Source organism: Sphingobium cupriresistens (genome assembly GCF_004152865.1).
Classification (GTDB): Bacteria; Pseudomonadota; Alphaproteobacteria; order Sphingomonadales; family Sphingomonadaceae; genus Sphingobium; species Sphingobium cupriresistens.
This window is the reverse complement of record NZ_SEOO01000006.1, coordinates 145,263-157,536: the sequence shown is the minus strand read 5'-3', so window position 1 is coordinate 157,536 and position 12,274 is coordinate 145,263. Positions and strand designations below refer to the sequence as shown.

The following is a 12,274-nucleotide window of genomic DNA, read 5'->3' as shown; positions in this document are numbered from 1 at the left end:
GGACATGCTTAGCCAAGCACGTCTCACGACCAAGGCCTGGCACCAATTCCTCGATGACTTTATCAACGATCCCGAGCTCGCCGCGCGCTTCAAGGCCCATAAGCCGCGGTAACAATCGGACGGTTACAGCAGTTCCACGCCATCCTTGAGGAAGGCGCGATGCCGCTGTCGATGCTGGAGAAACGGGTCGCTGCGCGGGCGAAGGGCTAGGCGCCCATGCCCCCGTTCGTTTCAGACGACACGAACGGGGGCTGATCGGCCAGGTTATTCGTAGTTCAAATCCTGATAGCTATCGTCCGCAATGTCGGAGAATCGCGTGATCTTCGCGTCGAACTTCATGCGGATGCGGCCGGTGGAGCCGTGACGCTGCTTGGCGATGATCACCTCGGCCAGGCCGTAGATCCGCTCCATATTTTCCTTCCACGTGGCGTAAGCCGCCTCATCGTCGGGCTTGGGTTCCTTGGCCGCTTCGTAATAATCCTCACGGAACACGAACCAGACCATGTCCGCATCCTGCTCGATCGAGCCGGATTCGCGCAGGTCGGAGAGTTGCGGCCGCTTGTCTTCGCGCTGCTCGACCGCACGGCTGAGCTGCGACAGCGCCAGCACCGGAACATGCAATTCCTTCGCCAGCGTCTTTAACCCGCGAGAAATTTCAGAAATCTCGTTAACGCGATTTTCGTTGCCGCGGCCAGTGCCCTGCAATAGCTGAAGATAATCCACGACGATGAAGCCGATATCGTGGCGGCGCTTCAACCGGCGCGCGCGGGTGCGCAGCGCGGCGATGGTCAGGCCCGGCGTATCGTCGATGAACAGCGGCAATTCCTGCAACTCTCGCGCCGCGCGCGACAGATTCTGGAAGTCCGCCCGGCTGATCTTGCCCATGCGCAGCGCTTCGCCGCTGATGCCCGACTGTTCGGCCAGAACGCGGGTCGCCAACTGGTCGGCCGACATTTCGAGACTGAAGAAGGCGGTCTTGGCGCCCATATTCTTTTCCGCCGGGATGCCATCGGCATTGTCGCGCAGCCAGCGCGACGCCGCATTATAGGCGATGTTCGTCGCCAGCGACGTCTTTCCCATGCCCGGCCGACCGGCCAGGATCATCAAGTCCGAATTGTGCAGGCCGCCGATCTTGGCGTTCAGGCTGTTGATCCCGGTCGTGATCCCCGACACATGACCGCCGCTGTTGAGCGCACGCTCCGCCACCTGCACCGCCGCGGTGGAGGCCATGAGGAAGCTCTTGACCGAACCGCCCTCGCCCTCGCCCTCCGACACTTTGTAGAGCGCGACTTCGGCCGCCTCTATCTGCTCGCGCGGATTGACGGCCTCGCTGGTGTCCAACGCATTTTCAACCAGTTCGCGGCCGACATTGACCAGTTCGCGCAGCAGCGCCAGGTCATAGATCTGGGTGGCGAAGTCGCGCGCGCCGATCAGCGCCGCGCCATTGCCGGTCAGTTGCGCCAGATAGGCCGCCCCGCCCAGCTCCTTCAAGGCTGGATCCATATCCAGCATGGGCTTGAGCGTGACCGGATTGGCGATCATGTCCTTGTCCAGCAAGCGCATGATCGCGTCGTAGATACGGCCGTGCAGCGGCTCGAAAAAATGTTCGGCCTTAATCTTGAGCTGGACATCCTCGGCAATGCGGTTGTCGATCATGATCGCGCCCAGCAGCGCGGCTTCGGCCTCCACATTGCGCGGCAATTCGGTGCCGGGATTTTCGGCGGGGTTGATTTTCAGCAGTTCGACCATGGCCTCTCTTTCCTCTGCGCGCGCGCACGGCGCAAGGGCCAAGGCGGAAACCATCTGTGGATAAGTCGCGCTTGCTTTTCGCCGCGCGCCGCCGCACTGACTATCCGCTTCACCATGGCCGATCCGCGCATCATAGACATCCAGCTGGACCAGCGCACGATCCTGTGGCGCAACGCCGACGTGGAGCAGGAACGGCGCATCGCGATCTTCGACCTGCTGGAGGATAATCACTTCGCGCCGCAGCGGGTCCATGCCGACGGCTATGCCGGTCCTTACAAGGTCGTGCTGCGGGTCGAGGATGGTCGGCTGGTGATCGAGATCAACCGGGAGGATGATGCCCCGCTGGAGGCGATCATTCTGGGCCTGGGCCGCTTCCGTCGCCCGATCCGCGAATATTTCGCCATTTGCGACAGCTATTATCAGGCGATCAGCAACGCTTCCCCGCAACAGATCGAGACGGTGGACATGGCCCGCCGCGGCATCCACAATGATGCGGCGGAGGTGCTGAAAGAACGGCTGGAGGGCAAGATCGAGGTCGATTTCGATACCGCGCGCCGGCTGTTCACGCTCATCTGCGTGCTGCATATCAAGGGGTAGGACGATCAGGGTTGTAACTTTGGGGGGCCTGCTGGTCCGCATTGGCGCGGGACTGGCGGTGGTCGCGGCGCTGGCGCTGGGGCTGTTTTTCTATGCGCGCGGCTGGGCGCCCAGCCGCGACCAATATCCCGTCCAAGGCGTCAGCATCAGCGCCGACAATGGTCCGGTCGACTGGGGCACGCTGGCGGCGCAGGGCGCGGACTTCGCCTATATCCGCGCCGCCGACGCCGCCGACCGGCGCGACCCGGCCTTCGCCGCCAACTGGCGCGCGGCGCGGGCTGCGGGCCTGCGCTATGGCGCGCTGCTGGAGTTCACCCCCTGCCGCCTCGCGATGGATCAGGCGACCCGCTATATGACCACCGTGCCACGCGACAATGCCGCGCTGCCGCCTGTCATCCGCCTCGCCTTCTCCCCCGCCTGCACGGCGCGGCCGAACCGCGACCTGCTGCTGTCCGAACTTAATACGCTGGTCAACCTGGTCGAGGGTCATGCCGGCAAGACGGTGCTGCTCAATGTGACCGAAGATTTCGACAAGGCCTATGACGTCGGGTCAGGCATCAACCGGACCTTGTGGCTGGACGGCAATTTCTTCCCGCCCGATTATGCGACCAAACCCTGGGTGATGTGGACAGCCAGCGACATGCGGCATATCGACGGCGTTGACGGTCCGGTTCGATGGAATGTGGTGGCGCCCTGATGCACGATGAACAGCGAGTTGGACAGTTGATCGAGGCCGCGCGGAATGCGATGGCCAACGCCCATGCGCCCTATAGCCGCTTTGCCGTGGGCGCGGCGGTGCGGCTGACCGACGGCAGCATCGTCACCGGCTGCAATTTCGAAAATGCCAGCTACGGCCTGTCGCTGTGCGCCGAAACGGTCGCGCTGGCCACCGTCAATGCCCAAGGTCGTTTCGCTGACGTAACGGAAATCGCCGTGGTCGGCGGCGCGATGGATGGTGCGCAAGAGGTGCTCGTCACCCCCTGTGGCCGGTGCCGCCAGATCATGAACGAGGCCGAACAGTTGGCTGGCCGCACGCTCGCTATCTATTGCGCCACGCCCAGCGGCGACCGCGTCATCGACCTCACGGTCGCCCAACTCCTTCCCCATGCCTTTGGTCCGGCGGACCTGGGCATCGGCCCTCAGAAAAAGAGCTGACACGACATGGCCATTCTTTCCGACAAATGGATTCGCGAACAGGCGCTGAAAACCAACATGATCGAGCCGTTCGTGGAGAGCCAGCGGCGCGAAGGCTGCATCAGCTACGGCCTGTCCTCCTACGGCTATGACGCGCGGGTGGCGGACGAATTCAAGATCTTCACCAATGTCGACAGCACGATCGTCGATCCCAAGGATTTCGATCCGAAGAATTTCGTCGATCGCCAGACCGACTGCTGCATCATCCCGCCCAACAGCTTTGCGCTGGCCCGCACGGTCGAATATTTCCGCGTGCCGCGCGACGTGCTGGTCATTTGCCTCGGCAAATCCACTTATGCGCGGTGCGGCATCATCGTGAACGTGACCCCGCTGGAGCCGGGCTGGGAAGGGCATGTGACGCTGGAATTTTCCAACACCACGCCGCTGCCCGCGAAAATCTACGCCAATGAGGGCGCCTGTCAGTTCCTCTTCCTCCAAGGCAACGAACCGTGCGAGGTCAGTTATGCCGACCGCGCGGGCAAATATATGGGGCAGCAGGGCGTGACATTGCCCCGCCTGTAATGCGACACTCTTCGCCATGAACTTCTGGCGCAGGGTAAAGCGCGGCGCGCCGCCGCCCGACATTGGCGACCGGCGCGTCTATGCGATCGGCGACGTGCATGGCTGCGCCGACCTGCTCGACGCGCTGCTGGCGATGATCGCGCAGGACGACAAGGACCGTGCGCGCAAGCCGATCAGCCTGATCCTGCTGGGCGACCTGGTCGATCGCGGACCGCAATCCTGCGCGGTGGTGGAAACGGTGATGGCGCTGGCGGCGTCGGGCGGCGACGTGCGCTGCCTCAAGGGCAATCATGAGGAAGCCTTCGTGCTCGCCGCACGTGGCGACCTGCGCGCCCTGCCCCTGTTCCGCCGCATGGAGGGCGAGGCGACGCTGGCCAGCTATGGCCTGGACCCCGCCCTGTTCCGCGTCATGACCGATGCCGAACTTGTGGACTGGATGGAAAGCCATGTCCCGCGCGCCCATGTCGATTTTTTGGACGCCCTGCCCGACAGCATCGCGATGGGCGATTATCTGTTCGTCCATGCCGGCATCCGTCCCGGCGTGCCGATCGGGAACCAAAGTCCAGCCGATCTGCGTTGGATCAGGCAGGAATTTCTGGCGCATCGCGGCCGCCATCCCAGCATGATCGTTCATGGCCACAGCATCAGCGAGGATGTGGACGAACAGGCCAGCCGGATCGGGATCGACACTGGCGCATTCCTGTCCGGCCGCTTGACCGCGTTGGGGCTGGAGGGAACGAGCCGATGGACGCTCCAGACCAAGCCGTGATTTGCGCCCTGTCAGCGGCAATTCTGGACAAGCGTCACATTTCTTGAAAATTCGATAGCGGGACAGCCGACATTCTTCGTTGGAAGGGGGTGGAACGGCAGGGGATGCCGCTACATTCAGGGGAACAGACAATGCATATTCGCCATGCCGTGGCGGGGGTCGCCCTCGCCATCTGCCTCGTCTCGCCTACGCAACTTCTGGCCGCAGCCACGCCGAACGCCACGCTGACCCAGCGCCATAAATTCGACATCCATGTCCAGCCGCTCAGCAGCGCGCTGCGCGAATTGTCGGTGCAGTCGGGGGTGCGCATCCTCTTCCCCTATGACGAGGTCGCCGCGATCCGCAGCCGCCGCATCCAGGGCTGGCTGTCCACCCAGGATGCGCTCGCCCGCTTGCTCGCTGGCACGGATCTCACCTCCAGCCCCGCCGGCGAAGGCGTGATCGCGCTCGCCGCCCCCGCAAATCGCAGCGCCGCGCGCCGCAGCCCGCTGGCGCTGCAATATGCCCAGGCCAGCCTGCCGGGCGCGGGCACACAGGCGATGGCCATGGCCCCCGCCCCCGAACCGGCCGAGGACGCGACGCCGATCATCGTCACCGGCACCCGCACGACCAACCGCACCGTCGCCGAAAGCCTGGCCCCGATCGACGTGCTGGGCGAAAAGGATCTGGAATCGAGCGGCAAGCAGTCTGTGCGCGACTTGCTCGGCACGCTCGTCCCATCCATCAACGTGTCGAACAATGGCGCGGGCGCCAGTTGGGCGGTGCGCACCCTGTCGCTGCGCGGCTTGGGCGGCGACCAGTTGCTGGTGCTGGTCAACGGCAAGCGACGGCATAATTCCGCCACGCTGTTCATCAACGGATCGGTCCAGAACGGCCAGTCTCCGCCCGATCTCGACCTTATTCCCGGCAACGCGATCCAGCGGATCGAGGTGCTGCGCGACGGCGCATCTGCGCAATATGGGTCCGACGCGATCGCCGGCGTCGTCAACGTCATCCTGAAGAACGACACGGCCGGCGGCGCGGCGCTGACCCTGGGCAGCACAGCCGACAATGGCGGCGAACAGGGCCGGTGGCAGATCGACAACGGCTTTTCGATCGGACCGGACGGCGGCTATATCCATCTTGCGGCGGACGGCGTCTTGCAGGCGGGAACGCTGGTCAAAGGCTCGGCGATCGGCGGCACCTATTATCCCATCGGCGATCCGCGCAACGCCAATCCCGATCTTGATCGTTATCGCGGCAAGGCCGGCCAGCCGGAGGTGATCGGCGGCAATGTCAGCTATGACGCCATGCTGCCGGTGGGGGACAGCCTGGAGGGCTATAGCTTCGGCACATATTCCAAGCGCCACGCCGCGGGCTGGCTGACCTACCGCACGCCCGCCGCGCTCAACAACATCATCGAAATCTATCCCGAAGGCTATATTCCGCGCATCCATGTCTATGACGAGGATTTCCAATATGCCCTCGGCCTGCGCGGGGAAATAGGCGGCGGCGTGCATTTCGACATCAGTTCCACCTATTCGCAGGACGAGGTCAAATATAAGCAGACCACATCGCTCAACCCTTCGATGGGTACGGCCAGCCCGACGACCTTCTATCTTGGCAAGATTCGGTTCGACGAATGGACCAATAATCTGGACCTCTCTAAAGAATTTGATGTCGGCCTGGCCGGCCCGCTATCGCTGGCGGTGGGCGCAGAATATAAGAAAAACAAATTCATGATCGGGGCCGGCGACCCTGAATCCTATATCAACGGCAATTATGTGTCGCCGCCCGGCTCCTGGCTCGCGGGACAGCAGCGCACCGGCGTCGGCGCGCAAGGCGTGACCGGTTTCGTTCCCGAAGGCGCGGGAAGTTGGAGCCGCAGCAATTGGAGCGCCTATGCCAATGTGGAAGGCAAGATCGTCGAGGGCCTTGAGTTCGGCCTCGCCGGCCGCCACGAAGATTATACGGATTTCGGCACCACCAATACAGGCAAGGCTTCGCTCCGCATCGAACCGATGCGCGGCTTCGCCATTCGCGGCACCGCCAGCACAGGTTTCCGCGCACCGACGCTGCAACAGCAACATTATGCATCGTCATCGACCATCGGCGTGATTCAGAATGGCGTCAGCGTCCTGTTGCCGGTTCAGGCGCTGCCGGTCGAGGGCGCGGCGGCCAGGGCGCTGGGCGCCGTGCCGCTCAAGGCCGAAAAGTCCGTCAACTTCTCGGCCGGCATCGTGCTCACGCCTGCGCCGAACCTCAACCTCACCGTCGATGCCTATCAGATCAAGATCAAGGACCGCATCCTGCTGAGCGAGACGCTCAGCGGCCCGACCGTCATCAGCGCGCTGGAGGCAGCAGGCATTTACGGGATCGCTGGCGGACTGATCTTCTCCAACGCCGCCGACACCCGGACCCGCGGTCTCGACATCGTCGGCACCTATCGCGCGGGTCTGGGCGACATGGGTCTGGCCACGATCAGCCTTTCGGCCAATTTCAACAAAACCATCTTCACCCATATCGACCCGGTGCCGGGGCCGATCGCAGCATCGGGCCTGGCGCTGATCGGCCGCACGAAGCAGGGTGACCTTACCGAAGGCACGCCGCGCGACAAGTTCATCGCCAACGTCCTTTGGGAAAAGGATGATTTCAACATGAACCTGCGCGCCACGCGCTTCGGCAAGATCGTCCAGCGCGCAAACGCCACAGCCTTTCACACCGCCGACTTCACGGCCTGCGCGGTCAATGTCGTGAGCGACGTGTGCTTCCGCGATTATGTCGATGAAGAGCTGAAGCCCAAAGTCATCGTCGATCTCGAAATCGGCTATAAATTGACCAAGGGGGTCAAGCTCTCGGTCGGCGCGAACAACCTGCTCAACACCTACCCGAACAAGTTGAAGCCGGTAAACCAGTTCGTCGGCTTCCTTTACAATGCCTACGCACCCTACGGCATCAGCGGCGGCTTCTATTATGGCCGGTTGAACCTGGAGTTCTGACATGACGAAGACAGCAGGATTGAACCGGCGCGAGGCGATGGCGGCGGGCGGGATCGGTTTGCTCGCGGCGGGCGGCGCGGGGTCGTTAGCGCAATCGGGGGCGGCGCAAAGCCCCGGCGCCCCCGCCGCCGGCAAGGAGACCTTGGTGACGGTGCAGGACTGCACCAACGTCGCACTGGCGCTGTCGCCCGACGGCAAGCGCATCGCCTTCGACCTGCTGGGGATATTGTGGTCCCTGCCGGTCGGCGGGGGACCGTTGAAGCGGCTCTCCGGCGATTTCGACGATCTGGCCCAGCCGGACTGGTCGCCCGACGGCAGCCGCATCGCCTTCCAATCCTATCGCACCGGCCATTTCCACATCTGGTCGGTCGCGGCGGACGGCGGCGACATGCGCCAGCATACGGACGGGCTGCTGGATGATCGCGAGCCGCGCTGGTCGCCCGACGGCAAGACCATCGCCTTTTCCAGCGACCGGGCGGACGGTCGCTACGCCATCTACCTGCTCGACGTGGCGAGCGGCCAGGTCACGCCATTGTCGAAGGGCACGACCAACGACAGCGAACCCGCCTGGTCGCCCGACGGTAAGCGCGTCGCCTATGTCGCGGGCGGCACGAAGCTGGTCGCGGTCGATATCGCCAGCGGGGCGGTGACGGACGTGGCGTCGGTGACGCCATCTGCGGACCGATTCAACCCGTCGGCTATCATGGCCCCGGCTTTCGCGCCTGACGGTCGCATCGCCTATACCCGCGTCCAGCCCGGATCAATGACGCTGGTCATGGACGGCAAGGATATCGTCGCGGGCGAGGATCTTTATCCGTTCCGCCCCGCCTTCACCAGGGACGGCGCGATCCTTTACGGGTCCGATGGCAAGCTGCGCAGCCTGAAGCGCGGCAAGGCGAGCGTCATCCCCTTTGAGACGCAAGTCCCGGTCACCACCCCTAACTATCGCAAGAAAACGCGCGACTTCACCTCCACCGCGCCAAAGCCCGTGGTCGGCATCGCCGCGCCCATGCTCTCGGCCGACGGCCGGACCATCGTCTTCGCCGCGCTCAACGACCTCTATCTGATGCCCGTTGGCGGCGCACCCAAGAGGATCGTCGGCGACGGCTTCCATAAATGCGATCCCGCCTGGTCGCCCGATGGCAAGACCATCGCCTATTCCTCCGACCGCGGCGGCACGCTCGACCTGTGGTTGCATGACGTCGCCACTGGCAAGGAACGCCAACTCACCAACATTCCCGACAAGGCGGTCGCCTGGGGCAGTTGGTCGCAGGATGGCAAGATGATCGCCTTTCTCGACCAGGATGGCGCGCTCCATACCGTCGATGTGGCGAGCGGCGCGGTGACCAAGCGGTTCGACGCGCTCTGGGAACCGGGCCGCCCCAGCTTTGGGCCTGATGGCAAGACCATCGCCTATGCCGCCTTCAAGCCCGTCACCGGCCGCTATCGCGAGGGCGCCAGCCAGATACTGACCGTCGATCTCGCCACCGGCAAGGGCACCTATCGCCCTGTATTCGAAGGCAAGTCGCTCGGCACGCGCGGGCATGACGGCCCGATCTGGTCGCCCGATGGCAAGAGCATGGCCTTCGTGTTCGCCAGCACCTTGTGGGTCGTGCCGGTCGCGCCGGACGGCAGCTTCACCGCCGCGCCCAGGCAGATCAGCACCGAAGTCACCGACGCGCCAAGCTGGAGCGGCGACGGCAGCAAGCTCCTTTATCTGAGCAACGGCAAGCTGCGCATAGTGGCCGCCACCGGCGGCGCGGCGCAGACCGTGCCTTGCCGCCTTAGCTGGGCCAATGCCAAGCCTTCGGGTCGCACCGTCATACGGGCTGGCAAGGTGTGGGATACCCTCTCGACCGAGTACAAGACGCAGGTCGACGTCGTACTGGACGGCAATGTCATCAGCGCCGTCACGCCGCGCGGGGCCAGCGCGTCCGACGCCAACGCGAAGATTATCGACGCGCCCGACCTTACTCTGATGCCGGGCCTGATCGACATGCACACCCATCGGCAGATGGCGGGCTATGGCTATGGCGACCGTATGGGGCGGCTGTGGCTGGCGATGGGCGTGACGGCGACCCGGTCGCCCGGCTGCCCCGCCTATCATATGGTCGAGGATCGCGAGTCGATTCAGAGCGGCAAGCGAATCGCCGCGCGTCACTATGCCACTGGCGAAGCCATCGACGGCGGCCGCATCTTCTACAATTTCATGCGGCCGGTCACCGAAAAGGGGCAGATGGCGCTCGAGCTGGAGCGCGCCCAGGCGCTCGATTATGACATGGTGAAAACCTATGTTCGCCTGCGCCACGACACGCAGAAGGAAGTGGTCGACGCCTCACACAAGATGGGGATGCACCTGTCGTCCCACTATCATTACCCCGCCCTGCACAGCGGCATGGATTGCATGGAGCATACCGGCGCGACCAACCGCTACGGCTATTCGCGCACCATCACCTCGCTGGGCGGCGGCTATCATGACGTCAACGACCTGTTCGCGGCGGCCAAGGCGGGGCGCACGCCGACCCTGTTCGCGGCTACGTCCCTGCTGGGGCTGGACGACGGCTTTACCCGTGATCCGCGGATCACGACGCTTTATCCGCAATGGGAATATGACAAGCTGCTGGCGCGGGTGAAGGCGATGTCGGGCGACGGCGGCAAGCCGATGCTCGCGTCGCTGGAACGGCAGGTTGCGCAGATCAAGATGACGCTGGCGGCGGGATGGCATCCCTTCTCCGGCACGGACGCGCCGATCGACCTGACCGCGATCAGCCTGCACCTCAACCTGCGCGGCATGGTGAAGTTCGGCATCTCCCCCTATGAGGCGCTGTTGATGACGACCCGCTGGAGCGGCGAATTTCTGGGCGAGCCGGTCGGCCGGATCGAGCGCGGGATGCTGGCCGACCTGATCCTGGTGGACGGCGATCCGCTGAAAGACGTCGCGGCCGTCGCCAATGTGAAACAGGTGATCGCCAACGGCGTCGTCCATACGCCCGAAGCGCTGATGGCGCCCTTCGTCGACGCCAAGCCACAGGCGGCGGCGAGCAAGATGCTGCCGATGCTGGCGGACGCCCATCAACATTATTGGTGGCATGACGCCGAATATGTCGAAAGCAGCCGTGCGGCGTGTTGCGCGGGCCATGCGGTGGCGCACGCCTAGATTGGAGAGCTAAGGGCTCTCGCGCAGGTGGCGCGGGAGCCCTGATAATTCTACCGCCACCCCTTCGCCTGCGCCGCCTTCTCTCCAGCGGCATCCGCCGGTGCGCCGTCGATCAGCGCGTCCACCGTCGCCATGACCCGCGCGTCGGCGGAGGAGGCTTGTCGATAGGCAGTCTGAGAACCCGCGCCGGGCAAAGCCTGCTGCACCTGCCAGCCTTCCTCCTCGCGGCAGGCTACGCCCGCAATGGGGCCATCGAAGCTGCGGCACCAGCCGCCGCCCTGACGCTGGAAGGTCAGGCCGATGCGGATCGCGCCATCCACCCCCTGCGCGGATGCGAGTTGCGTATCGAGCGCGGTCGCCAGCGCGCCCCGCGCCACCATCACGCCATCCCGCATTCCGATCGATCCCGGTCCCGTGCCCGACATACGGCCGAGACCCAATCCCAGCACCAGACTGGCGGCGATCGCCCCACCCATCGCCCAGTCCCGCCAGCGGGGCGCTGGTCGCACCAGCGGCGCCACCGTCGCGCTTTCCTCCAGCACCGCGCGCAAACGGTCGGGCACCGGCTCCTGCGCCACTGGCGCATAATGACCCGCCAGCCGCGCGCGCAGCGAGCGATGCTGCGCCAGCCGCGCCGCCAGGGCCGGATCGGCGGCCACCGCCCGCTCCACGCGACGCCGGTTCACTTCGTCCAGTTCGCCATCGACCAGCGCGATCAGCATGGCTTCACCTATGTCCGTCATGCCGCCTCTCCCATCAGTTCCAACAATGCGCCGCGCCCGCGCACCAGCCGCGACGTCAATGTGCCCATCGGCACGCCCAGCACCGCCGCGGCCTCCTTGTAGGACAGGCCCTCGACCAGCACGAGCGCGATCGCCTCGCGCTGTTCCTGCGGCAAGGCCTGCATCGCGCGGTCGACGTCGGACAGCATCATATGCGCCTCCACATCGCGGTCGCCGGCATGGCCGACATACGCGCCCGCCTCTTCGGGGGCGAAGGTCTTGGCGGCGCGCTGGCGCGCGCGCGCCTCGTCGATCCAAAGGTTGCGCATGATCCGATACATCCAGCTGTCCAGACGGGTGCCGGGCTGCCACTGGTCGCGCGCCTTCAAGCCACGCTCCAGCGCAGCCTGGCACAGGTCGTCGCCGTCGGCGCGGTCCCGCGACAGGCTGGCGGCAAAACGCCGCAGCCGGGGCAGGATCGCAAGCAGGTCGCGTTCGAACGACATCAGCACTCCGTCACTTGTTCTAAGGATGAAACGCGCCAGCCCATCCGTTTCATCCCGCAGACAGAAGACGGATGGACATT

General features: G+C 64.6%; 10 protein-coding genes. 7 read left to right on the top strand and 3 right to left on the bottom strand.

Annotation, left to right across the window (positions count from 1 at the left end):
• Positions 1-264: 264 nt before the first annotated feature.
• On the bottom strand, positions 265-1,749 hold the full coding sequence (locus tag EWH12_RS05785) for a replicative DNA helicase (RefSeq protein ID WP_066603322.1): 1,485 nt from the start codon (positions 1,747-1,749) through the stop codon (positions 265-267).
• 114 nt (positions 1,750-1,863) lie between these two features.
• On the opposite strand from EWH12_RS05785, the gene EWH12_RS05780 reads away from it, so the two are divergent.
• The 7 genes from EWH12_RS05780 to EWH12_RS05750 all read left to right on the top strand — a co-directional run bounded on the left by EWH12_RS05780 (position 1,864) and on the right by EWH12_RS05750 (position 10,966).
• Entirely contained in the window at positions 1,864-2,346 is a 483-nt protein-coding gene (locus tag EWH12_RS05780; RefSeq protein WP_066603330.1) for a UPF0262 family protein, read from the top strand.
• Between the two features lie 28 nt (positions 2,347-2,374).
• On the top strand, positions 2,375-3,043 hold the full coding sequence (locus EWH12_RS05775; RefSeq protein ID WP_066605468.1) for a GH25 family lysozyme: 669 nt from the start codon (positions 2,375-2,377) through the stop codon (positions 3,041-3,043).
• On the top strand, positions 3,043-3,501 hold the full coding sequence (locus tag EWH12_RS05770; RefSeq protein ID WP_066605471.1) for a cytidine deaminase: 459 nt from the start codon (positions 3,043-3,045) through the stop codon (positions 3,499-3,501). Before EWH12_RS05775 ends, EWH12_RS05770 begins: the two co-directional genes overlap by 1 nt.
• A 6-nt stretch (positions 3,502-3,507) precedes the next feature.
• Positions 3,508-4,062, top strand: coding sequence for a dCTP deaminase (gene dcd / locus EWH12_RS05765; RefSeq protein WP_066603336.1), 555 nt, complete (start codon positions 3,508-3,510; stop codon positions 4,060-4,062).
• A gap of 16 nt (positions 4,063-4,078) precedes the next feature.
• Positions 4,079-4,831, top strand: coding sequence for a metallophosphoesterase family protein (locus tag EWH12_RS05760; protein ID WP_066603338.1), 753 nt, complete (start codon positions 4,079-4,081; stop codon positions 4,829-4,831).
• A gap of 131 nt (positions 4,832-4,962) precedes the next feature.
• Positions 4,963-7,809: a TonB-dependent receptor plug domain-containing protein gene (locus EWH12_RS05755; protein ID WP_129925983.1), complete on the top strand. Its 2,847-nt coding sequence runs from the start codon at positions 4,963-4,965 to the stop codon at positions 7,807-7,809.
• A gap of 1 nt (position 7,810) precedes the next feature.
• Positions 7,811-10,966, top strand: a complete 3,156-nt coding sequence (locus EWH12_RS05750) for an amidohydrolase family protein (protein ID WP_129925982.1) — start codon at positions 7,811-7,813, stop codon at positions 10,964-10,966.
• Between the two features lie 50 nt (positions 10,967-11,016).
• Here the strand turns inward: EWH12_RS05750 and EWH12_RS05745 are convergent, their stop codons facing one another.
• Together EWH12_RS05745 and EWH12_RS05740 are read right to left on the bottom strand one after the other, a co-directional pair.
• Positions 11,017-11,709 carry an anti-sigma factor family protein gene (locus EWH12_RS05745; RefSeq protein ID WP_129925981.1) on the bottom strand — a complete coding sequence of 231 codons (693 nt, stop codon included), beginning with the start codon at positions 11,707-11,709 and terminating at the stop codon, positions 11,017-11,019.
• Positions 11,706-12,194 carry an RNA polymerase sigma factor gene (locus EWH12_RS05740; RefSeq protein WP_129925980.1) on the bottom strand — a complete coding sequence of 163 codons (489 nt, stop codon included), beginning with the start codon at positions 12,192-12,194 and terminating at the stop codon, positions 11,706-11,708. The genes EWH12_RS05745 and EWH12_RS05740 overlap by 4 nt, the downstream gene beginning before the upstream one ends.
• Positions 12,195-12,274: the final 80 nt, after the last annotated feature.

Excerpts from the sequence above, each read along its gene's own strand:
- EWH12_RS05785 (WP_066603322.1), bottom strand. The coding sequence starts at position 1,749 with ATGGTCGAACTGCTGAAAATCAACCCCGCCGAAAATCCCGGCACCGAA.
- EWH12_RS05780 (WP_066603330.1), top strand. The coding sequence starts at position 1,864 with ATGGCCGATCCGCGCATCATAGACATCCAGCTGGACCAGCGCACGATC.
- EWH12_RS05770 (WP_066605471.1), top strand. The coding sequence starts at position 3,043 with ATGCACGATGAACAGCGAGTTGGACAGTTGATCGAGGCCGCGCGGAAT.
- dcd (WP_066603336.1), top strand. The coding sequence starts at position 3,508 with ATGGCCATTCTTTCCGACAAATGGATTCGCGAACAGGCGCTGAAAACC.
- EWH12_RS05760 (WP_066603338.1), top strand. The coding sequence starts at position 4,079 with ATGAACTTCTGGCGCAGGGTAAAGCGCGGCGCGCCGCCGCCCGACATT.
- EWH12_RS05755 (WP_129925983.1), top strand. The coding sequence starts at position 4,963 with ATGCATATTCGCCATGCCGTGGCGGGGGTCGCCCTCGCCATCTGCCTC.
- EWH12_RS05750 (WP_129925982.1), top strand. The coding sequence starts at position 7,811 with ATGACGAAGACAGCAGGATTGAACCGGCGCGAGGCGATGGCGGCGGGC.
- EWH12_RS05745 (WP_129925981.1), bottom strand. The coding sequence starts at position 11,709 with ATGACGGACATAGGTGAAGCCATGCTGATCGCGCTGGTCGATGGCGAA.
- EWH12_RS05740 (WP_129925980.1), bottom strand. The coding sequence starts at position 12,194 with ATGTCGTTCGAACGCGACCTGCTTGCGATCCTGCCCCGGCTGCGGCGT.